Origin of the sequence: Burkholderia thailandensis E264 (genome assembly GCF_000012365.1) — a bacterium.
Lineage (GTDB): Bacteria > Pseudomonadota > Gammaproteobacteria > Burkholderiales > Burkholderiaceae > Burkholderia > Burkholderia thailandensis.
The window spans coordinates 228,554-252,268 of the sequence record NC_007651.1 but is presented as its reverse complement, the minus strand read 5'-3'; the positions used below and the strand labels follow the sequence as shown (position 1 = coordinate 252,268).

Annotated in this window: 23 protein-coding genes and 1 pseudogene; 14 read left to right on the top strand and 10 right to left on the bottom strand. The window is 69.7% G+C overall.

Translation table 11 applies throughout. The features are described from left to right. Positions 1-45: 45 nt before the first annotated feature. From BTH_RS13315 to BTH_RS13300, 4 genes are all read right to left on the bottom strand, one after another. Entirely contained in the window at positions 46-1,338 is a 1,293-nt protein-coding gene (locus tag BTH_RS13315; protein ID WP_009893477.1) for an MFS transporter, read from the bottom strand. Positions 1,339-1,569: 231 nt separating this feature from the next. After that, a complete protein-coding gene (locus BTH_RS13310) occupies positions 1,570-1,884 on the bottom strand; it encodes a high-potential iron-sulfur protein (RefSeq protein WP_009893478.1) in 315 nt (104 codons plus the stop codon). Between the two features lie 134 nt (positions 1,885-2,018). Further along, positions 2,019-3,140, bottom strand: coding sequence for an NAD(P)/FAD-dependent oxidoreductase (locus BTH_RS13305; protein WP_009893479.1), 1,122 nt, complete (start codon positions 3,138-3,140; stop codon positions 2,019-2,021). 69 nt (positions 3,141-3,209) lie between these two features. Beyond that, positions 3,210-4,190 (bottom strand): AAA family ATPase, encoded by a 981-nt coding sequence (locus BTH_RS13300; protein WP_009893480.1) that lies wholly within the window; start codon positions 4,188-4,190, stop codon positions 3,210-3,212. 368 nt (positions 4,191-4,558) lie between these two features. Here BTH_RS13300 and BTH_RS13290 point away from each other — a divergent pair, with 368 nt between their 5' ends. The 8 genes and pseudogenes from BTH_RS13290 (at position 4,559) to BTH_RS13255 (ending at position 12,079) form a co-directional block, all read left to right on the top strand. Then, positions 4,559-5,131, top strand: a complete 573-nt coding sequence (locus BTH_RS13290) for a hypothetical protein (RefSeq protein WP_025404061.1) — start codon at positions 4,559-4,561, stop codon at positions 5,129-5,131. Positions 5,132-5,137: 6 nt separating this feature from the next. Next, on the top strand, positions 5,138-5,950 hold the full coding sequence (locus tag BTH_RS13285) for an endonuclease/exonuclease/phosphatase family protein (RefSeq protein WP_009893482.1): 813 nt from the start codon (positions 5,138-5,140) through the stop codon (positions 5,948-5,950). Positions 5,951-5,956: 6 nt separating this feature from the next. Next, positions 5,957-6,322 (top strand): annotated as a pseudogene (locus BTH_RS13280) (LysE family translocator); the annotation flags it as partial. Between the two features lie 214 nt (positions 6,323-6,536). Further along, entirely contained in the window at positions 6,537-7,307 is a 771-nt protein-coding gene (locus BTH_RS13275) for a ferredoxin--NADP reductase (protein WP_009893486.1), read from the top strand. 413 nt (positions 7,308-7,720) lie between these two features. After that, the gene (locus tag BTH_RS13270) at positions 7,721-8,563 is read left to right on the top strand and encodes a sensor histidine kinase (RefSeq protein ID WP_009893487.1); all 843 of its coding nucleotides are present in this window, start codon (positions 7,721-7,723) and stop codon (positions 8,561-8,563) included. Continuing rightward, complete coding sequence (rqpR, locus tag BTH_RS13265) at positions 8,560-9,216, top strand: response regulator transcription factor RqpR (protein ID WP_009893489.1); 657 nt, start codon at positions 8,560-8,562, stop codon at positions 9,214-9,216. The genes BTH_RS13270 and rqpR overlap by 4 nt, the downstream gene beginning before the upstream one ends. Before the next feature lie 233 nt (positions 9,217-9,449). Beyond that, on the top strand, positions 9,450-10,853 hold the full coding sequence (locus tag BTH_RS13260) for an amino acid permease (RefSeq protein ID WP_009893490.1): 1,404 nt from the start codon (positions 9,450-9,452) through the stop codon (positions 10,851-10,853). Positions 10,854-11,053: 200 nt separating this feature from the next. After that, entirely contained in the window at positions 11,054-12,079 is a 1,026-nt protein-coding gene (locus tag BTH_RS13255; RefSeq protein ID WP_009893493.1) for an XdhC family protein, read from the top strand. 67 nt (positions 12,080-12,146) lie between these two features. Here the strand turns inward: BTH_RS13255 and BTH_RS13250 are convergent, their stop codons facing one another. The 6 genes from BTH_RS13250 to fliE all read right to left on the bottom strand — a co-directional run bounded on the left by BTH_RS13250 (position 12,147) and on the right by fliE (position 16,588). Next, positions 12,147-12,866, bottom strand: coding sequence for a PepSY-associated TM helix domain-containing protein (locus tag BTH_RS13250; RefSeq protein WP_009893494.1), 720 nt, complete (start codon positions 12,864-12,866; stop codon positions 12,147-12,149). Positions 12,867-13,400: 534 nt separating this feature from the next. Then, entirely contained in the window at positions 13,401-13,727 is a 327-nt protein-coding gene (locus BTH_RS13245) for an EscU/YscU/HrcU family type III secretion system export apparatus switch protein (RefSeq protein WP_009893496.1), read from the bottom strand. Next, positions 13,724-15,244: a flagellar hook-length control protein FliK gene (locus tag BTH_RS13240; protein WP_009893497.1), complete on the bottom strand. Its 1,521-nt coding sequence runs from the start codon at positions 15,242-15,244 to the stop codon at positions 13,724-13,726. Before BTH_RS13240 ends, BTH_RS13245 begins: the two co-directional genes overlap by 4 nt. A gap of 109 nt (positions 15,245-15,353) precedes the next feature. Continuing rightward, positions 15,354-15,680 carry a flagellar protein FliT gene (locus BTH_RS13235; protein WP_009893499.1) on the bottom strand — a complete coding sequence of 109 codons (327 nt, stop codon included), beginning with the start codon at positions 15,678-15,680 and terminating at the stop codon, positions 15,354-15,356. Further along, a complete protein-coding gene (gene fliS, locus BTH_RS13230; protein WP_009893501.1) occupies positions 15,677-16,111 on the bottom strand; it encodes a flagellar export chaperone FliS in 435 nt (144 codons plus the stop codon). Before fliS ends, BTH_RS13235 begins: the two co-directional genes overlap by 4 nt. Positions 16,112-16,243: 132 nt before the next feature. Continuing rightward, positions 16,244-16,588, bottom strand: a complete 345-nt coding sequence (fliE, locus tag BTH_RS13225; protein WP_009893502.1) for a flagellar hook-basal body complex protein FliE — start codon at positions 16,586-16,588, stop codon at positions 16,244-16,246. A gap of 249 nt (positions 16,589-16,837) precedes the next feature. On the opposite strand from fliE, the gene fliF reads away from it, so the two are divergent. The 6 genes from fliF to BTH_RS13195 are packed head-to-tail and all read left to right on the top strand — an operon-like array spanning position 16,838 to position 23,693. Next, positions 16,838-18,622, top strand: a complete 1,785-nt coding sequence (fliF, locus tag BTH_RS13220; protein WP_009908334.1) for a flagellar basal-body MS-ring/collar protein FliF — start codon at positions 16,838-16,840, stop codon at positions 18,620-18,622. Beyond that, positions 18,612-19,607: a flagellar motor switch protein FliG gene (fliG, locus tag BTH_RS13215; protein ID WP_009893507.1), complete on the top strand. Its 996-nt coding sequence runs from the start codon at positions 18,612-18,614 to the stop codon at positions 19,605-19,607. The genes fliF and fliG overlap by 11 nt, the downstream gene beginning before the upstream one ends. Then, positions 19,600-20,280, top strand: coding sequence for a flagellar assembly protein FliH (gene fliH, locus BTH_RS13210; protein ID WP_025404060.1), 681 nt, complete (start codon positions 19,600-19,602; stop codon positions 20,278-20,280). The genes fliG and fliH overlap by 8 nt, the downstream gene beginning before the upstream one ends. Beyond that, positions 20,274-21,803, top strand: a complete 1,530-nt coding sequence (fliI, locus tag BTH_RS13205; RefSeq protein WP_009893510.1) for a flagellar protein export ATPase FliI — start codon at positions 20,274-20,276, stop codon at positions 21,801-21,803. The genes fliH and fliI overlap by 7 nt, the downstream gene beginning before the upstream one ends. A gap of 5 nt (positions 21,804-21,808) precedes the next feature. Next, positions 21,809-22,261 (top strand): flagellar export protein FliJ, encoded by a 453-nt coding sequence (fliJ, locus tag BTH_RS13200; RefSeq protein WP_009893512.1) that lies wholly within the window; start codon positions 21,809-21,811, stop codon positions 22,259-22,261. Between the two features lie 34 nt (positions 22,262-22,295). Continuing rightward, the gene (locus tag BTH_RS13195; protein ID WP_009893514.1) at positions 22,296-23,693 is read left to right on the top strand and encodes a flagellar hook-length control protein FliK; all 1,398 of its coding nucleotides are present in this window, start codon (positions 22,296-22,298) and stop codon (positions 23,691-23,693) included. The last annotated feature ends 22 nt before the right edge of the window (positions 23,694-23,715 follow it).

The window sequence follows — 23,715 nt, the reverse complement described above, 5'->3', positions numbered from 1 at the left end:
GGCGCGATGGCGTGGCCGCCGGCATGGCGCGGCCGCCGGCGCCGATCAATCGAGATCGCCGCTTCTCGCCGGCACGAACGCGAGCGCGACGAGCGACAGCGCGAGCCCCGCCATCACGTAATAGGTCGGCGCAAGCGGCGTGCCCGTGGTCTTGATGAGCCACGTGACGATGAACTGGCCGAAGCCGCCGAACACCATCACCGCGACGTTATACGCGAGCGACAGCCCCGTCGAGCGCACGTTCGCCGGAAAGAGCTCGGCGATCATCGCGCCGAACGGCCCGTAGTAGCCGGCGAGCGTCACCGACAGCACCGCCTGCACGACGATCAGCCGCGCAATGCTCGGCGACGCGTCGAGCCACTCGAACAGCGGATAGATCAACGCGAGCGTGAACCCGAGCGCCCACAGCGAGAGCCCCTTGCGCCCGATCCGGTCGGACCATGCGCCCGCGACGGGCGACAGCGCGGTCAGCAGCAGGTTGCCGATGATCACCGCGTAGAACGATTGCCCGTAAGGCAGCTTCAGTTGCTTGACGGCGAAGGTCGGCAGATAGCTGATCAGCACGTAGACGGTGACGGTGAGCGCGATCACCGCGCCGAGCCCGCATACCACCGCACGCCCATGCCGCGCGAACACTTCGCGAAGCGTCACGCGCTCGCCGCGCTCGCGCGCCTGCAGGAACGCTTCCGAATCGACGAGATGGCGGCGCACATAGAAGCCGACCGGCCCGATCACGAGCCCGATCAGGAACGGCACGCGCCAGCCCCACGCATGCAGTGCCTCGGTCGACAGGCCGCGCGTCACCGCCGCGCCGACGAGCGAGCCGAACAGCAGCGCCGCCGCCTGGCTCGCCATCTGCCAGCTGCCGTAGTAGCCGCGCCGCGAGAACGGCGCGGCCTCGATCAGCAGCGCCGTCGCGCTGCCGAATTCGCCGCCCGCGGAGAAGCCCTGCAACAGGCGGCCGAGCACGATGAGAAGCGGCCCGCCGATGCCGATCGCCGCATACGGCGGCGCGACCGCGATCAGGAAGATGCCGAGCGTCATCAGCAGGATCACGAGCGACAACGCCGCCTTGCGTCCCGCGCGATCCGCATAGAGGCCGAGCACGATGCCGCCGATCGGCCGCATGAAGAACGCGACGCCGAACGTCGCGGTCGTGAGGAGCAGCGACGAATATTCGTTGCTGGTCGGAAAGAACAATTGGGCGATCACGACCGTCATGAAACTGAAGACGGTGAAGTCGTACCACTCGAGCGCGTTGCCGATCACGGCCGCCGCCACCGCGCGCCGGTTCAGCGCATGTCCCGCCGTTTTCGTCGAAGCCGCAATGGATGCCATCCTCGCCCCTCGCTGTCGTCGTGCGTTCGTGATGTCGTCGTATATCGCGCGTCGCGCACGGATAGCGTCGCCGAAAAAGGCGAACGCCGCGCCGTGGAGCGAGTGTAGAAAGCGGGGGAATCGATTTCAAGCAATAAAAAAACACCCGCCGTCATTCGGACGGCGGGTGTTTTTCCGCTTCGATGCGAGGCGACGCGCGCGACACGGGCGCCGCGCCGCGTGAAGCTTGCGTCACGCCATCTTCGTGAACGCGTTGCACCAGCCCTTCGCCGATACCTGCTTGCCGGGAAACGCGCCGCACGGCCCCGACGCCGAACCCTTCTTGCCCTGATACAGCATGCAGCCCGAACAGATTTCGCCTGCCGCGTATTTCGGGAACTTCGCCTTGTCGACCTTGGTGGCGTCGGCCTTGTAGCCGAGCGCGACGGCTGTCGGATCGGTTTCGGACAGCATCGGCAGATCGGCCGAGAACGCTTCGCGCGTGAGCGCGAGCGCCGACACGGCGCCGACGCTCGTGATCAGGAAACTCCGGCGGGACGTTTTCATGGGAATTCGCTCCAACATTGTGGGTTGTCGCTGCTCTAGCGGCAGCAGCGCACAAGCATACCGCTCATGCGCCCCGATGTGTCGCCTGAAATTCCGAAGATAAGCCGATCGAAAACAAGAAATCTCCACGCGACCTACGCATGCGGCGTGCGCGCCGCCATTTCGCCGACGCGCTGCGCGATCGCGAGCGCCGCGGTGAGCCCGGGCGACTCGATGCCGAACAGGTTCACGAGCCCGCGCACGCCGTGCTGCGCCGCACCCTGAATCACGAAATCGGCGGCGGGCTCGCCGGGCCCGCAGACTTTCGGGCGAATGCCCGCGTAAGCCGGCTGAAGCGAGCCGTCGGGCAATCCCGGCCAATACGCGCGGATCGACGCGTAGAACGAGTCGGCGCGACGCGGATCGACGTCGTAGCGCAGCGCGTCGATCCATTCGACGTCGGGCCCGAAACGCGCGCCGCCGGCAAGATCGAGCGTCAGATGGACGCCGAGCCCGGCGCGGTCCGGGACCGGATAGACGAGATGCGCGAACGGCGCGCGGCCCGACAGGCCGAAGTAATTGCCGCGCGCGAGATAGAGCGGCGGCACCCAGCGCGAATCGAGCCCGCGGATGCGCTTGGCGAGCGCCTGCGCGCCGAGCCCCGCGCTGTTGATCACGCACGCGGCCTCGATCGCGGTCGGCGCATCGCCGCCCGTGCGCACGACGAAGCGGCCGCCCGCCGCGTCGATCGAATCGACCGGCGAGCGCAGCGCGCACGATGCGCCGTCGCGCTCGGCGTCGCCCAGCAGCGCGAGCATCAATTGATGGCTGTCGACGATGCCCGTGCTCGGCGAGAACAGCGCCTCGAGGCATTCGAGCTCGGGCTCGAGCGCCTGCACCTCGTCGCGCGACAGCGTCAGCAGATCGAGCACGCCGTTTTCTTCCGCACGCGCGGCGATCGCCTTCAACTGCTTCGCCTGCGCGGGCGAGGTCGCGACGACGAGCTTGCCGCAGCGCCGGTGCGGCACCTGGTGCGTGTCGCAAAAGTCGTACAGCAGGTCTCGCCCGTGCACGCACAGCGACGCCTTCAGCGACCCGCGCGGGTAATAGAGCCCCGCGTGGATCACCTCGCTGTTGCGCGAACTCGTGCCCGTGCCGATCGCGTCGGCCGCCTCCAGGATCAGCGTCTCGCGTCCGCGCGCGGCCAGCTCGCGCGCGATCGCGAGGCCGACAACGCCGGCGCCGATCACCACACAGTCAATCCGCTCCATCGTCATTCGCTTCGCTCACGCTTCGAAGACAGGGCCTTCGATTGTACGTCGCGCGGCGCGTGCGCGTGGCGGCCGTCAAAAGCCGATCGGACGGCGGCGTCCCGCGCTTTCGTCGGTGCGGATGTCGCGCGGCGCGATCGCGTCCCGCCCGTCGAGCCGCGCCGCGCCGAACGCGTGCAGCAGCACGCGGCGCATCGTGCGCGGCGGCATCGCGGCGAGCACGTCGAGCGCGTCGTCGCCGAGCGCGCCGGGAAAGCGCTGCCCCCATGCGTGCGCGTTGCGGATCTCGCCGTAGATCGTCTGCGCGATGCGGCGCGCGCCCGACGCGTCGGGCGGCTCGATCTCGTACACGTTCATCCGGTTCATGATCGGCTCGGGAATCGCGCTCGCGTCGTTCGCGGTCGCGATCCAGATCACGTTGCCCGCGTCGATCGGCACCTCGGCGAATTCGTCGACGAACGCACACGCGGTGTCGTGCTCGAGGAGCGCATACAGCGCGCCGAGCGGATCGTACTGCGCGTCGCTGCCCGCCTTGTCGATCTCGTCGATCGCGATCACGGGATTCGAGTAGCAGCCGTTGACGAGCGCATCGAACACCTTGCCCGGCTTCGCGTTCTTCCACTGCGACGACGCGCCCGAGAGCACCCAGCCCGCCGTCAGCGAGCTCATCGGCACGTAGTGATAAGCGGTCCCGAGCATCTTCGCGAGCGCCTTCGCGAAATGCGTCTTGCCGATGCCCGGCTCGCCGAGCAGCAGGATCGGCATCAATTCGAGGCGGTCGTCGGTTTCGAGGCACAGCGCCACCTGCTTGCGCACGTCGTCGAGCGGCTCAGCGAAGTTCGGCAATTCCTCCGCGAGCGAATCGAACGCGGGCATGCGCGTCGGTTTCACGCAAAAGCGCAGGTTGCCCGTCTTCAGCATCTTCTCGTAAGTCGCGCGCAGCGCATCGCTCGCGCCCTCATTCAGATCGCCCAGCGCCGTCTCGACTCGCTCGATATCGTAGACCGTGCTGAACGAAGCCACCGCCAATTCCTGTTTCACCATCGCCGTCGTCATCGCCCACCTCGCCTTGCTACCGCCCATCCATCAGACCCCGTCGATTTCAGTGTAGCGAGCCCGAAATCCCGCGCAAGCAAGCAGCCGCCGGGGTCTGCTGCTAACATGCTCGCGATGCTGCACGCGGCACGCGCCGCGCGTATGATCGAGTGTTTACGTCGCGCATCGCGCCGCCATCGGCGGTCCGCAGCGCCTGCGCGCCGCGCGCGACGCCGATGCACTCGCCGCTCGCGCCGTCGGCGCGCCTGTTTGTCGCGTCGCCCGACGCTTGAAAAATCCGCGCGTCGCGCACATGTCGTCGATGTCCCCGATAACGGCGCCGCGCGCAAAAGATGAACCGAGCAAAAACCCGCGCGGTCGGAAGTTCGATGATTTCGTTTAAGCGTAAGATGTCCGCCTGTCCCGCCCGCCGGCTCGCCCGCGCCGGGAAATTCGTGCTCGAAGCCTGCGCCGCGGGCGCACTTGCCGGCGCCGCGCTCGTCGCGCATGCGCAAAGCGGCCCGCAGCCCGTGATCGATTGGGAGATCCAGGTGGTACGCGACGGCCAGACGATCGACTCGTTCGAGCAGAAAACCACCGTCGGCCAGGCCCGCACGGACACGCACAGCTTTCCCGTCGCGCCCGCGGCGGGTTGCGCCGCAACGGGCGCGTCCGCCGCGTCGGCCGACGCGCCCGGCTCCGTCCCGTCGCGCACGATCACCGTCGCGCCGCTGTACGTCGAAGACGGCGCGGTCGCGCTCGCGATCGACGCGCAGGAGACGTTCGCCGACGAAGGCGCTGCGCCGTCCGCCGGCGCGCCGTGCACGTTCCCGCCGCCGCGGCGAATCGTCGCAAGCCACCCCGGCCTCGCCGCGCGCGCCGCGCAGTGGACCGACTGGACGCTCGCCGAGCGCAAGCCGCAGCTCGTCTACCGCGTGCGCGCACGCGTCGTCGAGGACTGATCGGCCATGCATGTTCCCGAAACCGTGCCGCTCGCCGAGCCGCTGCCCGTCGCCAACGAGATCACCGCGGTCAGCTGGAATCTGCACAAGGGGCGCTCGCCGCTCGGCTTCACCGCGTGGAACGCGATGCGCAACTGGGTGGAATCGACGCACGCGGACATCTATTTCCTGCAGGAAGCGATGGCGCGGCGCATGCCGCGTCCGGTGCTCGCGTCCGGCTTCGGCACGCCGATGACGGAGCCTGCCGACGACATCTGGCACTGCCAAGCAACCGAGATCGCGCACGCGCTCGACTGGCAGATCGCGCTCGGGCCCAACGTGTTCAAGCCGTCGTGGCGGCACGGCAACGCGATCCTCTCGCCGCATCCGCTCGATCTCGGCGGCCGCTGGGACATCTCCGCGCACCGCTTCGAGCGCCGCGGCCTGCTCGTCGCGCGCGCGACGCTCGGGGGCGGCGCGCCCGTGACGCTGCTGTGCGCGCACCTCGCGCTCACACGCGCCGCTCGGCTGCGGCAAATGCACTGGATCGCGCACTGGATCGAGCGCAACGCGGGCGCGGGGCCGCTCGTGCTCGCGGGCGACTTCAACGACTGGCGCAACGATTCGATCCCGCTGTTCGGCGAGATCGGCCTGTCGGAAGTGGCGACGCTGCTCGGCGAGTCGGGCCGCACGTTTCCGGCGTTCTCGCCCGCGCTCGCGCTCGACAAGATGTTCGTGCGCGGGATGACGCCGCTCGAATGGCGCGCGCCCGGCGACGAGACCGCATGGCTGTCCGACCATCTGCCGTACGTCGCGCGGCTGCGGCTGGATACGCCGTGAGCGCGGCGGCGCGAACCGGCGCCGGCGGCCGGCCGCTCGGACGACGCCGGCGCGCGCCTGCCGCCGCCCGCGATGCGCGATTACCTGCGCGCGTACCGCACGGGCCTCTTCACGTGCCTGACGAACCCGAAATCGTGCGCGTTCTGGACAAGCGTGTTCGCGGCGATGATGCCCGCGCACGTGCCGCTGTGGTTCAACGGCGCGACGCTGCTCGCGATCGGCGCGATGTCGGGCGGCTGGTATTGCGGCGTCGCGTACCTGTTCGCGAACCCGCGCGCGCGGCGCGGCTACCGGCGCGTGCGGCGCCCGCTCGACGCGCTGTGCGGCACGGCGCTCGTCGGCCTCGGCGCAAAGCTCGCGGCGGACCGATGACGGTCGCCGAAGCGCATGTGTTGCGCCAAATCCGCGCGCGCCACGGGGATCAAGCGCGCGCTTGCCTCGAGCAGGGTAAAATGACAAGTTCCTCAATCGTCTCTGATCGAGAAGGCGCGTGTCCGGCGCGCCGGCCGGCCGATCCCGCGATCGGGCCGACGCCCTCGGTTTGGGCCCGCTTTGGGGCCCGTTATACGCGCCTGTTTCCGAATCCATGAGCAAATTCGACACTGCTACCGTCCTGTCCGTCCACCACTGGACCGACACGCTGTTCAGCTTCACCTGCACCCGCGACCAAGCCCTGCGCTTCAACAACGGCGAGTTCACGATGGTCGGCCTGGAAGTCGACGGCAAGCCGCTCACGCGCGCCTACAGCATCGTGAGCCCGAACTACGAAGAACATCTCGAATTCTTCAGCATCAAGGTGCAGAACGGGCCGCTCACGTCGCGGCTGCAGCACCTGAAGGTCGGCGATCCGGTTCTGATCGGCAAGAAGCCGACGGGCACGCTCGTCGCCGACAACCTGCTGCCCGGCAAGACGCTGTGGATGCTGTCGACGGGCACGGGCCTCGCGCCGTTCATGTCGATCATCCGCGATCCGGATATCTACGAACGCTTCGACAAGGTGGTCCTCACGCACACGTGCCGCCTGAAGGGCGAACTCGCGTACATGGACTACATCAAGCACGACCTGCCGGGCCACGAGTACCTCGGCGACGTGATCCGCGAGAAGCTCGTCTACTACCCGACCGTCACGCGCGAGGAGTTCGAGAACGAAGGCCGGATCACCGATCTGATCGCATCCGGCAAGCTGTTCACGGATCTGGACATGCCGCCGTTCTCGCCCGAGCAAGATCGCGTGATGCTGTGCGGCAGCACCGCGATGCTGAAGGACACGACCGAGTTGCTGAAGAAGGCGGGCCTCGTCGAAGGCAAGAACAGCGCCCCCGGTCACTACGTGATCGAGCGCGCGTTCGTCGACTGACCCCCGATTCTTAATCGACATCAAAAACCGGAGCCTTGCGCTCCGGTTTTTTTGTGCCCGATCTTGGCAACATAGTTACAAAACGTCATATTTGTATCTCAGAATAGTTACAAGTTCTCGTTGGTTTGCGGCATTTGTCTGTCGGTGTTTGTCCTACATCGGGAACATCCCGACATGTAACAATCGCCTTTAAATGTCCGCCCGGTATGACTTTTCCTATAATTCTGCGATATCATGCGCCGCTGTGAAAACGGTCCCACGCGCTGTTACAGTGCCAGACCAAATGTTACAAGATGTAAATAGTGTTTCCGCGGTACGAGGCTAACGCGACGCCGGCAAATCCTGCCCGCCGCGTCGGTCGGCAATCGTTTTAGCAAGTGTCTGAATAGCTTTCTGAATAGAAAGGGAGAGTCATGGATACGCCGTCTATTGCGCCGTCGACTGCAAGCGTCCCCGCTTCGTCGTCGAGCGACCTCGCGTCCGAGGTCGGCATTCCTTTCGTTTCCCGCTCCGCCCCGCGTGCGCCCACCGCCGAGCGGCTCGGCGCGCGCGTCGCGCAGCTGTCCGCCGAGCTCGTCGCCGCCGACGAATCCGCGCGCCGCCATCTCGCCGGCGAACTGCACGACGGCCTCGGCGCCGATCTCACCGCCGCGCGCTTCGCGCTCGCCAACGTCGACACATGGCTGCCGGACGACGCGGCCGACGCTTGCCGGCGCGCGCTCGCGCTCGCGCAACAGGCGCTCGACGCCGCGACGGCCGCGAATCGCCGCCTGATCGACGGCCTGTGCACGCCCGCGCTCGAAGCCGGGCTCGTCGGCACGCTCGCCGCATGGATCGGCGCGCACGGCGCGCGCACCGGCCTGCGCACGAGCTTCGTCTGCGCGGCCGACGCGCGCGTCACGCAACTGTCCGCCGACGGCGCGCTCGCCGTCTTCCGCGTCGCACAGGAAGCGCTCGCAAACGTTGCCAAGCATGCGCACGCGTCGGCCGCCGACGTGCGGATCGACGTCGACGACACGCACCTCACGCTCGTCGTCGCCGACGACGGCGTGGGCATCGCGACCACGCGGCGCCGCGGCGGCTACGGGCTCGGCAGCATGCGAGCACGCTGCGAGGCGCTTGGCGGCACGCTCGAGTTCGCTTCGCCGCGCTCGGGCGGCGCGGGCACCGCGCTGCGCGCGCGCTTCGCCTGGGGCGCGCTCGTCGCCGCACGCACGCCGGCCGCCGCGCGCAGGGTGCGCAAGGAGGCGCGATGAGCCTACAGATCCTGCTCGTCGACGATCATGCGATCGTCCGCCAAGGCATCCGCCAGTTGCTGATCGACCGCGGCATCGCACGCGAAGTCGTGGAGGCCGAGTGCGGCGGCGAGGCGCTCGCGATCGTCGAGAAAGGCGAGTTCGACGTGGTTCTGCTCGACATCTCGCTGCCCGACATGAACGGCATCGAAGTGCTCAAGCGCCTGAAGCGCCGGCTGCCGCGCACGCCGGTGCTGATGTTCTCGATGTATCGCGAGGATCAGTTCGCGGTGCGCGCGCTGAAGGCCGGCGCGGCAGGCTACCTGTCGAAGACCGTGAACGCCGCGCAGATGGTGTCGGCGATCAGCCAGGTCGCCGCGGGCCGCAAGTACGTGAGCCCGGCGATGGCCGAGGCGCTCGCCGAGTACGTGTCGTTCGAGAACGAGCCGCTGCCGCACGAGAAGCTGTCGGACCGCGAATACCAGACGCTCTGCATGATCGCGTCGGGCAAGCGGCTCACGGACATCGCGCACGCGCTGTCGCTATCGGTGAAGACGGTCAGCGTCTATCGGACGCGCCTGCTCGAGAAAATGAAGCTGTCGAACAACGCGGAACTCACGTTCTATGTGATGAGCAACCGCCTCGTCGACATGAATCCGGCGATCGGCGCGTAATGCGGCGCGGCGGCAGCCCGGCCTCGGCCGCCTGAATACGAAGCGTGCGCGCCCTGCGGCGCGGCGCCGCAGGCGGACAATTGATGCAAGCAATTGTTTTCATTGGGCGATTTTTTTGCGCCCCGCGTCGCGATCGCGCATCGTCCGGCGCGGGCAAGCGCGTCTTATCCGCTAAAATGCCGGGTTTTCCACTTGTCCGGCGCGCGCCCCGCGCCGTCCGGTAATCCCTCGCAATGTCTCTTTTCCGCAAGAAAAACGTCGACCGCATGATCGCCGGCGCGCACGCGGCCGGCCTCAAGAAGGCGCTCGGCGCGGTCGACCTCACCTTTCTCGGCATCGGCGCGATCATCGGCACCGGCATCTTCGTGCTGACCGGCACGGGCGCCGTGCAAGCCGGCCCCGCCTTGATGCTGTCGTTCGTGATCGCGGCGATCGCATGCGGCCTCGCCGCGCTGTCGTACGCCGAATTCGCGTCGACGATCCCCGTCGCCGGCTCGATCTACACGTATTCGTACGCGACCCTCGGCGAGCTCGTCGCGTGGATCATCGGCTGGGACCTGATGCTCGAGTACGGGCTCGCGGCGTCCGCGGTGTCGGTCGGCTGGTCCGGCTACCTGCAATCGCTGCTGCAGGGCTTCGGCGTGTCGCTGCCGGCCGCGCTCACCGCCGCGCCGGGCGCGCTGCCGGGCGTCGTCACCTATTTCAACCTGCCGGCGTTTCTCGTGATGCTCGTCATCACGACGCTGCTGTCGATCGGCATCCGCGAATCGACGCGCGTGAACAACATCATGGTGTTCATCAAGGTCGCCGTCGTGCTGCTCGTGATCGCGGTCGGCATCTTCCACGTGACGCCCGCGAACTGGAAGCCGTTCATGCCGCATGGCTGGAACGGCGTGTTCGGCGCGGCGGCCGTGATGTTCTTCGCGTTCATCGGCTTCGACGCGGTGTCGTCGGCCGCCGAGGAAGTGAAGAATCCGAAGCGCGATCTGCCGGTCGGCATCATCGCGTCGCTCGGCGTGTGCGCGTTCCTGTACGTCGCGGTCGCGGCCATCGCGACGGGCATCGTGCCGTGGGCGCAGTACGCGAACGTCTCGCACCCGATCTCGTACGCGCTGCAGGTCGCGGGCGAGAAGTGGGTGGCGGGCTTCATCGATCTCGGCGCCGTCATCGGCATGCTGACCGTGATCCTCGTGATGAGCTACGGCCAGACCCGGATCATCTTCGCGATGTCGCGCGACGGCCTGCTGCCCGCCGCGCTGTCGCGCGTGCACCCGCGCTTCGCGACGCCGTTCCTGACGACCTGGCTCGTCGGCCTGTTCTTCGGCCTGATCGCCGCGCTGATTCCGCTGAACGTGCTCGCCGAGCTGATCAACATCGGCACGCTCGCCGCGTTCTCGATGGTGTCGATCGCGGTGCTCGTGCTGCGCCGCACGCACCCGGACCTGCCGCGCGCGTTCCGCTGCCCGGGCGTGCCGTTCGTGCCGATCCTCGCGGTCGCCGCGTGCCTGTTCCTGATGCTGAACCTGCAGCCCGTCACGTGGATCGCGTTCCTGACGTGGCTCGTGATCGGCCTCTTCGTGTACTTCGCCTACTCGCGCAGCCGCTCGAAGCTTGCGCACGGCGCGCAGCAGCATTGACGCGCCGTTTCACTCGATGCGCGCCGCGAGCCGGCCGCATCGCTCGCGAACGCGCGTTTCGCTCGAGACGCAACGCTCCCGGCTTCCGGGAGCGTTTTTTTTCGCGCGCGAGCGCGCCTGCACGCTTTCATCGGACGCGCCATAATCGCGCCATCGAGCGGCCGGCTCTCCCGCCGGCCGGAAAGCCGCAGGGACGCATCATGGAAAGCGTGGATCTCGAAGTGCTGCGAACGAGCGCGCGCTGGCTCGACGAGGGCCGTCGCGCGCTGCTCGTCACGGTCGTGCGAACCTGGGGTTCGTCGCCGCGCCCCGAAGGCGCGATGCTCGCGGTGCGCGACGACGGGCTCGTCGTCGGCTCGGTGTCGGGCGGCTGCATCGAGGACGATCTGATCGCGCGCGTGCAGGCGTCGGGCGTTTCGAGCGGGACGCGGCCCGAAGCGGTCAAGTACGGGGTGACGGCCGAGGAGGCGCATCGCTTCGGCCTGCCCTGCGGCGGCACGATCGAGCTCGTGCTCGAGCCGCTCGCGCCGGCGAGCGGCATCGCCGCGCTGTGCGAGGCGGTCGAGCACGGCCGGCTCGTCACGCGCACGCTCGAACTCGCGACGGGCGAAGCGACGCTCGCGCCCGCGATCGCGACCGACGGGCTGCACTTCGACGGCGCACGCCTGGTGACGATCCACGGGCCGCGCTACCGGATGCTCGTGATCGGCGCGGGGCAGCTGTCGCGCTACCTGTGCCAGATCGCGGCGGGGCTCGATTATCAGGTGACCGTCTGCGATCCGCGCGAAGAGTACACGGATGCGTGGGACGTGCCCGGCACGCGCGTCGTGCGGACGATGCCCGACGACACCGTGCTCGACATGCGGCTCGATCGCCGCTCGGCGGTGATCGCGTTGACGCACGATCCGAAGCTCGACGATCTCGCGCTGATGGAGGCGTTGAAGACGCCGGCGTTCTACGTCGGCGCGCTCGGCTCGCGGCGCAACAGCCAGGCGCGGCGCGAGCGGCTGCGCGAATTCGACCTGAGCGCCGCGGAGCTCGCGCGGCTGCACGGGCCGGCAGGCATCTACATCGGCAGCCGCACGCCGCCCGAGATCGCGGTGTCGATCCTCGCCGAGGTGACGGCGGCGAAAAACGGCGTGTCGTTGCCGACGATCCTGCAAGTCGAAGGAGCAAAGGCCGCGCGGGAAATCGAGGCGAACAGCGGCGTGGCTTGCGGGATCTAGCGCGGCGGCGAGCGTCGTCCGGCGCGCCGCGCCCGCCGCCGGACGGCGGCGGCCGAAGGTGCCCGGCTCAGGTCAACCCCGCCGCGAGCGCCGCGGCCACCGAGCCGGCGACGAGGATGACGCCGACCGTGCGCCGCTTGTTGAGCTCGGTCCACAGCAGCACGCCCGTCAGCGACAGCAGCACCATCGATCCAGCGATGGTGTCCATCAACAGCACCCAGAACAGGTTCATGCCGACGCCGCGATGCAGGTTGTTGAGCGTCGTGAGGAACGCGTTGTCGGTGCGCTTCACCGATACGTAGCCGTTCCCCTTCCAGTACTCGACCTGCACGTTGCGGCTCGGACCGAAAAGGCCGAACTGCCAGTGCTCGGGCTGCTCGACGCGCCGATCGCCCCACGCGACGGGCTGCGCCGAATCCTTTCGGACGCGGCCGAGCCGGCCGTCGAACGCGAGCTCGCGCCGGAGCCACGCGGCCATTGCATGAGGCGTCGCGGGCGCGGGCGACGGCAGCGCGAGCTGGATCTGGCTCACCTGCGGCTCGCCGGACGAGATCTTGAGCGGCGGCGCGCGGTGATTGAGCAGCACACCCGTCACGCCGAACAGGAGGCCGAGCACCGCGCCCCACAGGCCGATCCAGCCGTGCACCTTGCGCAGCCATTTGATGAACGTCGCGCGCCGCGAGCGGCGGCGACGTTCGGCCAGCTCGGATTCGTCGAGCTTTCGCGGCGGGCCCGGATACGGCAGCACGACGCCGGAGTGTTTTTCGATCGATTCGGGCGCGTTCACGCTTCGGCTTCCATTCGCACAAAACATCGGGCGGCACGCAACCGAGTCGCGCGCCGCCCGCTTCAATTAAATGAGAATGGATATCATTACACAAAATGGCAGCGGACTCAATGTCCGCGGATGCTGGATCGCCGCGCCGCAAGGCTCCGAAGAAGAGCCGTCGAGCGATTCGTCAGTCGTTCGACTTGTCGATCCGGTGATCCGGTGATCCGGTGATCCGGTGATCCGGTGATCCGGTGATCGCCGATCCGTCGAACAGCCGGCTCGCGAACTCCCCGCTTCCTCCCCGCCGACTCACCAGCTCACCGCTTCGCCCCTACGCTCACTCACCGCCCTGCCCGCCCACCGACTCGTGAACTCGCCGATCAGCCGGCTTGCCAATCCGCCGGTTCGCCAATCCGCCGCCTCGCGCCGTCGATTCCTCGCTTCATCGCGCACCAGCCCCGCGAAGCGACCCGTTGGCGTCACGCGCGCCGAGTCCGAAATGCCCGCCTCACGCGATGCAGCCCACGTCCGGCGCGGGGCACTCGACACTCACCGTGGCCGCGTCGGCAGCGGCGGAAAAGCCGGCTGCGCACCGCCGCCGTCGCCGCCCGCGCCGCTTTCGAGCGCATACAGCCACGCGAGCAGTTCCGCGACCGCCTGATACAGCTGCGGCGGAATCCGCGCATCGAGGTCGACCTGCATCAGCAGCGACACCATCTCGGGCGCGGTGTGCACGTACAGTCCCGCATCGCGCGCGCGCTCGATGATCCGCTCGGCGACGAGCCCATAACCCTTCGCCACGACGCGCGGCGCGCTGTCGCCGCCCTTCGCGTCGTACGCGAGCACCGCGGCGCGCTTGCGCTGCCGCCCGCTCATCGCGCTAGCTCCCAGTCGTCGTCGGTCTCGACCGGCGGCGGCGCTGGCGGCACGCGACGCTCGGCGCCCGCCGAAACGCCCGCCGACGCCGCTCCGGCGTCGCCGTCCGCGCCCGCCGCCCTGGATACCGCCGCCGCCCTGGATACCGCCGCCGCCCCGCCTTCGCCGCCCGCCGCTTCGCGGGCATACGCGGAAGCGGCCGCCCGCGCGGCCACCGCGCCGAAGCCGTCGGGCACGCCGTCGATCGCGCGGATCGACAGGCCGCTCACCTGCAGCCCGAGCGCCTGCAGGCGCGCGCGCAGCGCCTCGCCGTGCGGCGCGAGCCGCGCCGCGCCCGTCCCGCTCACGCGCAGCCGCGCGGCGAGCTGCTCGCCGTTCAGCACGAGTTCCGCATCCACCGTGCCGAGCGACGGCAACGCGAGCGTCAGGCGCGTGCGCCAGCCGCGCGCCTCCGGGAAATCCGCGTCGGGGGCGGGCCGCTCGCGGCCTTGCTGCTCATCCGGCTCGATCGTCCAGTCGAGCCGCGCGCCCGGCCACGCCTCGCCGATCCAGCGAAACTGATCGGTCGCGAGCAGATCGAGCTGCTGCCGCACGATCGGCAGCGTCGCCGCATGCAGCGACGCCGCGACCGACGCAGGCGCGTCGGCGCCCGCCTGCGGCATGCCGGGCCGCGCGAGCGCGGCATGCGCGGCGAGCGCGCCGACAGGCTTCCCGTCGGCGTCGGCGAGCGCCGCATACGCATCGACGGAGCGCGCAAGCGCCGCCGCGTTCGCCGGCGCGCGACCGGACGCCATCGCACCTTCGTCCGCGCCGCCCGCCGGCCGCCCCGGCGCGGGCGCGGGCCTCTGCGCGGGCGCATCACGGCCGCCCTGCGGCAGCGGCAGACGCGCGGCGAGCGCATCGTCGAACCCGTCGCCCGTCTGGCCGGCCTGCGCGCCCGGCTGGGCGCCGCTTGCGAGCCGCGCCTGCGGCTCGCGCGCGAGCTCGGCCGTCGTGCGCTGGCCGGCAAGCCATTGAGCGAGATGGGATTCGTAGAAAAGGCCGCTCTGCGCGACAGCCTGCGCGAGCGCGAGGCTCAGCGCGGCGGCGGGCGACGCGGCCAAGGCCGCTTGCGCGGCGGCCTGCGCGCTCTGCGGCCCCGACGCCGCCGCGGAAGACGCAGGATTGCCGGCGCGGGCATCGGGCGTGGCGGGCAACGGATCGGACAACGCCGCCTGCGCGGCGGAAGCAACGAAAGCGGCCGGCAGCAGCGGCGCGGCGCCGACGACGGCGGGTGTCGCGCCGCCGCCGTAGCGGGAAATCGCGTCGAGCGTGAGCCCGACCTCGGACAGCGCGGTTTGCGCGGACGCGGGCGGCGGCCCGCCCGCCGGCTGCTGCGGCGTCGCGGCGGCGGGCGGCGCGCCGGACGTGCCGACCTGCGTCGCCGCCGCGCCGCCCGCCGAGGGCTGGATCGCGTCGAGAAGGCTGTCGATGCGGCTCGCCAGGATGGCGGCGGCAGCAGTGTCGATACCGGTCATCGTGAATCCTGACGCGCGCCGAATGAAATCCGGGCCATTCGCGCGAACGAACGCGCGCCGTCCGTCCGCGCGAGCCGGCGCGCCCGAAGGCGGCGGCGCGCCCTGCCGTTTAGCCGCGCGCCCGGTACAGATCCTTGAGCGTCGAGCGGCCCGCGTGGAAGAACGCGGACAAGCGCGCGACCTCGGGGCTCGCGAGATCGCGAATCGCGGCGTCGTCGGCGAGGATGCGGCGGATCAGCTCGAACTTGCGGGTGCGCTCGGTTTCGTCGAGCAGAACGCCCTGCTCGGCCTCCTTCAGCCCGTCGACGAGCCGCAGATACTCCTCCTGCAGCCCGCTCATCGCGTGCCACGCCGCATCGCGGGCCGCGACGAGCATCCGCCCGGACACGTCGGCGATCGCTTCGTAACGTGCAAGGTATTCGTCCTTCCGGTTCATCGCGACTGTTCCGTTGCTGCTTGCGCGGTCATCCTGGCCACTTCCGGGCCGATGCCCGTCCACGCATCCTCGAGCGTCGCGAGCAAGCCGTCGACTTCGATCAGCATCGGCTCGCTCGCGTCGGCGTTCGCCTGCAGCAAACGCCGGCAGATATACGTATAGAGCGCGTCGAGGCGCGATGCGATGTCGCCGCCGACTTCGAGATTCAGCGACTGCTGAAGACCGCTCTCGACGATGCGGATCGCCTTGCCGATCGCCTCGCCGCGCGCGGCGACGTTGCCCTGCTGCAAATGCAGCCGCGCGTGCGCGATCGCCTGGCGCGCACCCTGGTACAGCATCGCGATCAGCCGGTGGGCAGACGCGCCCATCACCCCGGTTTCGACGCCGACGCGTGCGTAGGCACTGGCTCCCGCGTGGCCTGGGGTAAACATGGCGCTCCTCCTCGTTGGTGCATTCGATTCGATACCACCGCTCCGTGCGCAGCACGGCGCGGGCTTGTACCGACGTTATCGGTAAGGAAGCCCAAAAGCTTTAGCGAAATGACGCAGCGCCGGCCGGCGCCGTCAGACGGACATCTGCATGATCTCGTTGTAGGCGCTCACTAACTTGTTGCGCACCTGGAGTCCGAACTGGAAGCCGATGTTGGCTTTCTGCATGTCGACCATCACATCGTTGAGCGACACGTTCTGCGCGCCGATCTCGAACGCATGAGCCTCGCCGAGCGCCTTTTGCTGATCGCCGCTGATCTTCTCGAGCGAGGCTTTCATCGCGCTTGCGAACGAACCGGCCGTCGCCGCGCCGGAGCCGGCGAGCGACGCCGCGGGGCTGGCCGCGCCGCCCGCGGCCTGCGCAGCCATCGCCTGCATCTGTTGCAGCGCCGAAGCGATGCCGTTGACGGGGGCAACCATGTGATCTCCGCAAAAGAAGCCGGGCCGCGCGGGCCCGGCGGGGGGGGACCCCGGCTTCCCGCGAGCGTTGCGAGGGCCGGATTGCGAAAAAGCATAGCAGCCGCGCCACGGCGAAAGCCGAAGAAGTACGGCCGAAACCCCGCTCTATTCGTCCGATCGCACTTGACCGCGCTGCGGATAATCGCACCGTGTCAATGTCCGCCTGCTCTGCCGAGCCGGCATTCAGCCCGCAGTGGAGATACTCGACGCATGGACTCGCAGGCCAACTCGCTGATCAACCCCGACGCCCGTTCGAGCCTTGCGGGCGCGCCGCCGCAAGCGGCGGGCGCGCTGCCCGGCGCGGCGGCGGGCGGCGCGGATTTCGGCCTGGGCGGCTTCGCCGAACGCATCCCGGGCCTCGCCCGGATGAAGACCAATCCGCGGCTGCCGTTCCTGATCGGCGCGGCGCTCGCGATCGCCGCGATCGTGGCGCTCGTGCTCTGGAGCCGCGCGCCCGACTATCGCGTGCTGTACAGCAACCTGTCCGACCGCGACGGCGGCGCGATCATCGCCGCGCTCCAGCAGGCAAACGTTCCCTATAAGTTCGCCGACGCGGGCGGCGCGATCCTCGTGCCCGCGAACCAGGTTCACGAGACGCGCCTGAAGCTCGCCGCGATGGGGCTGCCCAAGGGCGGCTCGGTCGGCTTCGAGCTGATGGACAACCAGAAATTCGGCATCAGCCAGTTCGCCGAGCAGGTCAACTACCAGCGCGCGCTCGAAGGCGAGCTGCAGCGCACGGTCGAATCGGTCAACGCGGTGCGCGCCGCGCGCGTGCATCTCGCGATCCCGAAACCGTCGGTATTCGTGCGAGATCGCGAAGCGCCCTCGGCGTCGGTGCTCGTCGATCTGTACCCGGGCCGCGTGCTCGACGAAGGGCAAGTGCTCGCCATCACGCGGCTGGTGTCGTCGAGCGTGCCGGACATGCCCGCGAAGAACGTGACGATCGTCGACCAGGACGGCAACCTGCTCACGCAGACCGCGTCGGCCACGGGCCTCGACGCGAGCCAGCTCAAGTACGTGCAGCAGATCGAGCGCAACACGCAAAAGCGCATCGACGCGATCCTCGCGCCCATCTTCGGCGCCGGCAACGCGCGCTCGCAGGTGAGCGCCGACGTCGACTTCTCGAAGATCGAGCAGACCTCGGAAAGCTACGCGCCGAACGGCACGCCGCAGCAAAGCGCGATTCGCAGCCAGCAGACGAGCACCTCGACCGAGCTCGCGCAAAGCGGCACGTCGGGCGTGCCGGGCGCGCTGTCGAACACGCCGCCGCAGCCGGCGTCCGCGCCGATCGTCGCGAGCAACGGCCAGCCGGCCGCGCCGGCCGCGACGCCCGTCAGCGACCGCAAGGATTCGACGACGAACTACGAGCTCGACAAGACCGTGCGCCACGTCGAGCAATCGATGGGCACGATCAAGCGGCTGTCGGTCGCGGTCGTCGTCAACTATCAGCCGTCCACCGACGCGAAGGGCCGCGTGACGATGCAGCCGCTCACCGCGGACAAGCTCGCGCAAGTCCAGCAGCTCGTGAAGGACGCGATGGGCTACGACGAGAAGCGCGGCGATTCGGTCAACGTCGTCAACAGCGCGTTCTCGGCCGCGGCCGATCCGTTCGCGAACCTGCCGTGGTGGCGCCAGCCCGACATGATCGAGCTCGGCAAGGACATCGCGAAGTGGCTGGGCGTCGCCGCGGCCGCCGCCGCGCTGTACTTCATGTTCGTGCGCCCGGCGCTGCGCCGCGCGTTCCCGCCGCCCGCCGAGCCCGCGGCCGCCGTGCCGGCGCTCGACGGCCCGGACGACGCGCTCGCGCTCGACGGCCTGCCGAGCCCCGACAAGAAGCAGCTCGCCGAGGAGGACGAAGAGCATCCGGCCCTGCTCGCCTTCGAAAGCGAGAAGAACCGCTACGAACGCAACCTGGACTACGCGCGCACGATCGCGCGCCAGGACCCGAAGATCGTCGCAACCGTCGTGAAGAACTGGGTGTCCGATGAACGCTGAAGGCTTGACCAAGAGCGCGCTCCTGCTGATGTCGATCGGCGAGGAAGAGGCCGCGCAGGTATTCAAATTCCTCGCGCCGCGCGAAGTGCAGAAGATCGGCGCGGCGATGGCCTCGCTGAAGAACGTCACGCGCGAGCAGGTCGAGGACGTGCTCAGCGAATTCGTGCACGAAGCGGAAAAGCACACCGCGCTGTCGCTCGATTCGAGCGAGTACATCCGCTCGGTGCTGACGAAGGCGCTCGGCGAAGACAAGGCGGGCGTGCTGATCGACCGAATCCTGCAAGGCAGCGACACGAGCGGGATCGAAGGGCTCAAGTGGATGGATTCCGCGGCCGTGGCCGAACTCATCAAGAACGAGCATCCGCAGATCATCGCGACGATTCTCGTGCACCTCGATCGCGACCAGGCGTCCGAGATCGCGTCGTGCTTCACCGAGCGGCTGCGCAACGACGTGCTGCTGCGGATCGCGACGCTCGACGGCATCCAGCCGACCGCGCTTCGCGAGCTCGACGACGTGCTGACGGGCCTGCTCTCCGGCAGCGACAACCTGAAGCGCGCGCCGATGGGCGGCATCCGCACCGCAGCCGAGATCCTGAACTTCATGACGAGCGTGCACGAAGAGGCCGTGCTCGAGAACGTCAAGCAATACGATCCCGACCTCGCGCAGAAGATCATCGACCAGATGTTCGTGTTCGAGAACCTGCTCGATCTCGAGGACCGCGCGATCCAGCTGCTGCTGAAGGAAGTCGAATCGGAAGCGCTGATCGTCGCGCTGAAGGGCGCGCCGCCCGCGCTGCGGCAGAAGTTCCTGTCGAACATGTCGCAGCGCGCGGCCGAACTGCTCGCCGAGGATCTCGACGCGCGCGGCCCGGTGCGCGTGTCCGAAGTCGAGACGCAGCAGCGCAAGATCCTGCAGGTCGTGCGCAACCTCGCCGAGAGCGGCCAGATCGTGATCGGCGGCAAGGCGGAAGACGCGTATGTCTGATCGCGCGAGCGCGTCGGCCAAGCCCGTCACCGCATACCAGCGGTGGGAGATGGCTTCGTTCGATCCCCCGCCGCCGCCGCCGCCCGACGACGGCGGCGCGGCGGCGGCGGCGCTCGCCGCCGAACTGCAGCGCGTGCGCGACGCCGCGCACGCGGAAGGACTCGCCGCCGGCCACGTCGAAGGCCAGGCGCTCGGCTATCAGGCCGGCTACGAGCAGGGGCGCGCGAAGGGCTTCGACGAAGGCCAGGCCGAAGCGCACGCGCACGGCGCGCAGCTCGCCGCGCTCGCCGCGTCGTTTCGCGAAGCGCTCGCGGGCGTCGAGCGCGATCTCGCCGACGACATCGCGACGCTCGCGCTCGAAATCGCGCAGCAGGTCGTGCGCCAGCACGTGCAGCACGATCCGGCCGCGCTGATCGCGGCCGCGCGCGAGGTGCTCGCCGCGGAGCCCGCGCTCGCCGGCGCGCCGCATCTGATCGTGAATCCCGCGGACCTGCCTGTCGTCGAGGCGTATCTGAAGGACGAGCTCGACACGCTCGGCTGGAGCGTGCGCACCGACGCGGGCGTCGAGCGCGGCGGCTGCCGCGCGCACGCGTCGACGGGCGAAATCGATGCGACGCTCGCGACCCGCTGGGAGCGGGTCGCGGCCGCGCTCGGCAAGGTGAGCGCATGGTGAACGACGGCGGCGGCACGTTCGGCCGCGACGACCTCGACGCGCTCGAACGCGAGCTCGCGCTCGCGTCGCACGGCGCCGAACACGATCGCGCGGCCGCGCAAGACGGCGGCGCGCAGCATCACGCGCCCCCTCGCCCGCTCGCGAATCCGTATCTTGCGAACTGGCGCACGCATCTCGACGGCATCCGCGAGCGCAACGCACGCGCGCTGCCGCTGCGCCCGTGCGGGCGCCTCACTCGCGCGGCAGGCCTCGTGCTCGAAGCGATCGGGCTGCGGCTGTCGGTCGGCGCCGAGTGCACGATCGAGCTGCCCGCGGGCAGTTCGCTGCCGTATGCGCAAGCCGAAGTCGTCGGCTTCGCGGGCGAACGCCTCTTCCTGATGCCAACCACCGCGGTCGCGGGCGTGCTGCCCGGCGCGCGCGTGTGGCCGCTCGAAAGCGCGCCCGTCGCCGATCCGCTCGCGGGCGCGAAGCGCCTGCCCGTCGGCTGGGAACTGCTCGGGCGCGTCGTCGACGCGTCGGGCCGCCCGCTCGACAATCTCGGGCCGCTCGCGTCGAAGGTCGACGCGCCGCTCACCGCGCCGTCGATCAACCCGCTCGATCGCGAGCCGATCCATCACGTGCTCGACGTCGGCGTGCGCGCGATCAACGGGCTCCTGACCGTCGGCCGCGGTCAGCGCATGGGGCTCTTCGCGGGCTCGGGCGTCGGCAAGTCCGTGCTGCTCGGCACGATGGCGCGCTACACGAGCGCCGAGGTGATCGTGATCGGCCTGATCGGCGAGCGCGGCCGCGAAGTGAAGGAGTTCATCGAGCAGATCCTCGGCGAGGACGGGCTCGCGCGCTCGGTCGTCGTCGCCGCGCCCGCCGACGTGTCGCCGCTTCTGCGGATGCAGGGCGCCGCATACGCGACGACGCTCGCCGAATACTTCCGCGATCAGGGCAAGCACGTGCTGCTGCTGATGGATTCGCTCACGCGCTACGCGATGGCGCAGCGCGAGATCGCGCTCGCGATCGGCGAGCCGCCCGCGACGAAAGGCTATCCGCCGTCGGTGTTCGCGAAGCTGCCCGCGCTCGTCGAGCGCACCGGCAACGGCCCGGAAGGCGGCGGCTCGATCACCGCGTTCTACACGGTGCTCACCGAAGGCGACGATCAGCAGGACCCGATCGCCGATTCCGCGCGCGCGATTCTCGACGGCCACATCGTGCTGTCGCGCTCGCTCGCGGAGGCCGGCCACTATCCGGCCATCGACATTGAAGCGTCGATCAGCCGCGCGATGACCGCGCTGATCGACGACGCGCACCTCGAGCGCGTGCGCCAGTTCAAGCAAATGCTGTCGCGCTACCAGCGCAATCGCGATCTGATCGCGGTCGGCGCATACGCGCCGGGGCGCGACGCGCAGCTCGACCGCGCGATCGCGCTGTATCCGCGCATCGAATCGTTCCTGCAGCAGGGCTTTCGAGAATGCGCGCCGTACGCGCCGAGCCTCGCCGCGCTCGATGCGCTGTTCGAATCCGAAGGAGGCTGATCGCCATGGCCCAATCGTTCCCGCTCCAGCTCCTGCTCGACCGCGCGCAGGACGATCTCGACACCGCAACGAAGCAGCTCGGCCACGCGCAGCGCGAGCGCACCGACGCGCAGGCGCAGCTCGACGCGCTCGTGCGCTATCGCGACGAATATCGCGAGCGCTTCGCCGCATCCGCGCAATCGGGGATGCCGGCCGGCAACTGGCGCAACTTCCAGGCGTTCCTCGACACGCTCGATGCGGCGATCGAGCAGCAGCGGCGCGTGCTCGCCGCCGCGCAGACGCGCATCGACGCGGCGCGCCCCGAGTGGCAGGCGAAAAAGCGCACGCTCGGCTCGTACGAAATCCTCCAGGCGCGCGGCGCGCGGCAGGACGCGCAACGCGCGGCGAAGCGCGAGCAGCGCGACGCGGACGAGCACGCGGCGAAGGTGCTGCGCATGCGCGCGGACGCGGCGAAGTAAGCGCCCTCCATCGAACCCGAACGCGAGATCCGATATGCCTCCTCTTCCCCTGATCGGCATGCTGCTCGGCACAGCGAGCACGATGATCAAGTCGTCGTCCGGCGCCGCGGCGCACGCGTCCGGCGCATCGAGCGCGCCTTCCGGCGACGCAGCGCCCACCGCGCCGTTCGCGCAGACGCTCAAGCGGAACGTGCAGACGCAGCGCCAGACAAACGCGGGCGCTGGCGCGGGCGCGCCGAACGCCGGCAATGCGACGAATGCCGCGACGAGCGGCACCGCCAATGCGTCGACGACTTCGAGCGCGAGCGAGCCGGCGACAACGAACGCGGGTAACACGAAGGCGTCCGGCAAGCCGGACGATCAGGACGACGACAAGAACGCCACGCAATCGGCGTCCGCGGACGCGGCGGCGGCGCTCGCCGCAGCCGCATCGCTACAGGCGCAATTGCAGGCGCGCCCCGATGCGCAGGCCGCGCAGGCGGCCGCCCCGCAAGCGGGCGCGAGCGACGCCGCGCATCCGCCGACGACGCTCGCGACGAATACGGCCGCCGCCGGCGACGCCGACACATCCGCGCTCGCCGGCGCGCAGCAGCCGGTTGGCGAAGCGCTGAACGCGGCGTTGAGCAAGCTGACGGGCGCCGGGCCGGCGGGCGCGGCAGCCACGCAGCGCGCGCAGCCTGCGGGCCGGAACGACGGCGCGCCCACCCCGCTTGCCGCGAACGGCCCCTTCGACAAGATGCTCGCCGGCGCGAAGGCCCCGGCCGCACCGGCCACGCTTACCGACGCTTCGGGCACGAACCCGGCGGTCTCGACCGCCGCCCAGCCCGCCGCATCGGGCGCGATCGCGGCGCTGCAGGACGCCGCCGATTCCGCCCGCGCGACGCTCGCGGCGTCGAGCGCGCCGGCCGCGCTGCAACAGGCGGCGCCCGCCGCGCTCGCCGCGAACGCGAACGCCGCGGCGGCAACGGCCGCGCCGTCGCTCGCGCCGCCCGTCGGCACGCCGGACTGGACCGAGGCGCTCAGCCAGAAGGTCGTGTTCCTGTCGAACGCGCACCAGCAGAGCGCGGAGCTCACGCTGAATCCGCCCGATCTCGGGCCGCTGCAAGTCGTGCTGCGCGTCGCCGAAAACCATGCGCACGCGCTCTTCGTGTCGCAGCACGCGCAAGTGCGCGACGCGGTCGAAGCCGCGCTGCCGAAGCTGCGCGAAGCGATGGAAGCGGGCGGGCTCGGGCTCGGCAGCGCGAGCGTCAGCGACGGCGGCTTCGCGTCCGCGCAACAGCAGCAGACCCCGCAACGACAATCGTCGGACGGGTCCGCTGCGCGACGCGCGTCCGGCGCGCCGACAGCCGACGCCGCGCTCGGCGAGGTCTCGGCGGTCTCTTCCGGCGGCGTGACACGACGCAGCGTCGGGATGGTCGACACGTTCGCCTGACGGCCGCGCCCGCGACGTCCCG

What these genes read in the sequence shown, in the direction of transcription:
- BTH_RS13315 (WP_009893477.1), bottom strand. Translation starts at nt 1,338, where the DNA reads ATGGCATCCATTGCGGCTTCGACGAAAACGGCGGGACATGCGCTGAAC.
- BTH_RS13310 (WP_009893478.1), bottom strand. Translation starts at nt 1,884, where the DNA reads ATGAAAACGTCCCGCCGGAGTTTCCTGATCACGAGCGTCGGCGCCGTG.
- BTH_RS13305 (WP_009893479.1), bottom strand. Translation starts at nt 3,140, where the DNA reads ATGACGATGGAGCGGATTGACTGTGTGGTGATCGGCGCCGGCGTTGTC.
- BTH_RS13300 (WP_009893480.1), bottom strand. Translation starts at nt 4,190, where the DNA reads ATGACGACGGCGATGGTGAAACAGGAATTGGCGGTGGCTTCGTTCAGC.
- BTH_RS13290 (WP_025404061.1), top strand. Translation starts at nt 4,559, where the DNA reads ATGATTTCGTTTAAGCGTAAGATGTCCGCCTGTCCCGCCCGCCGGCTC.
- BTH_RS13285 (WP_009893482.1), top strand. Translation starts at nt 5,138, where the DNA reads ATGCATGTTCCCGAAACCGTGCCGCTCGCCGAGCCGCTGCCCGTCGCC.
- BTH_RS13275 (WP_009893486.1), top strand. Translation starts at nt 6,537, where the DNA reads ATGAGCAAATTCGACACTGCTACCGTCCTGTCCGTCCACCACTGGACC.
- BTH_RS13270 (WP_009893487.1), top strand. Translation starts at nt 7,721, where the DNA reads ATGGATACGCCGTCTATTGCGCCGTCGACTGCAAGCGTCCCCGCTTCG.
- rqpR (WP_009893489.1), top strand. Translation starts at nt 8,560, where the DNA reads ATGAGCCTACAGATCCTGCTCGTCGACGATCATGCGATCGTCCGCCAA.
- BTH_RS13260 (WP_009893490.1), top strand. Translation starts at nt 9,450, where the DNA reads ATGTCTCTTTTCCGCAAGAAAAACGTCGACCGCATGATCGCCGGCGCG.
- BTH_RS13255 (WP_009893493.1), top strand. Translation starts at nt 11,054, where the DNA reads ATGGAAAGCGTGGATCTCGAAGTGCTGCGAACGAGCGCGCGCTGGCTC.
- BTH_RS13245 (WP_009893496.1), bottom strand. Translation starts at nt 13,727, where the DNA reads ATGAGCGGGCGGCAGCGCAAGCGCGCCGCGGTGCTCGCGTACGACGCG.
- BTH_RS13240 (WP_009893497.1), bottom strand. Translation starts at nt 15,244, where the DNA reads ATGACCGGTATCGACACTGCTGCCGCCGCCATCCTGGCGAGCCGCATC.
- BTH_RS13235 (WP_009893499.1), bottom strand. Translation starts at nt 15,680, where the DNA reads ATGAACCGGAAGGACGAATACCTTGCACGTTACGAAGCGATCGCCGAC.
- fliS (WP_009893501.1), bottom strand. Translation starts at nt 16,111, where the DNA reads ATGTTTACCCCAGGCCACGCGGGAGCCAGTGCCTACGCACGCGTCGGC.
- fliE (WP_009893502.1), bottom strand. Translation starts at nt 16,588, where the DNA reads ATGGTTGCCCCCGTCAACGGCATCGCTTCGGCGCTGCAACAGATGCAG.
- fliF (WP_009908334.1), top strand. Translation starts at nt 16,838, where the DNA reads ATGGACTCGCAGGCCAACTCGCTGATCAACCCCGACGCCCGTTCGAGC.
- fliG (WP_009893507.1), top strand. Translation starts at nt 18,612, where the DNA reads ATGAACGCTGAAGGCTTGACCAAGAGCGCGCTCCTGCTGATGTCGATC.
- fliH (WP_025404060.1), top strand. Translation starts at nt 19,600, where the DNA reads ATGTCTGATCGCGCGAGCGCGTCGGCCAAGCCCGTCACCGCATACCAG.
- fliI (WP_009893510.1), top strand. Translation starts at nt 20,274, where the DNA reads ATGGTGAACGACGGCGGCGGCACGTTCGGCCGCGACGACCTCGACGCG.
- fliJ (WP_009893512.1), top strand. Translation starts at nt 21,809, where the DNA reads ATGGCCCAATCGTTCCCGCTCCAGCTCCTGCTCGACCGCGCGCAGGAC.
- BTH_RS13195 (WP_009893514.1), top strand. Translation starts at nt 22,296, where the DNA reads ATGCCTCCTCTTCCCCTGATCGGCATGCTGCTCGGCACAGCGAGCACG.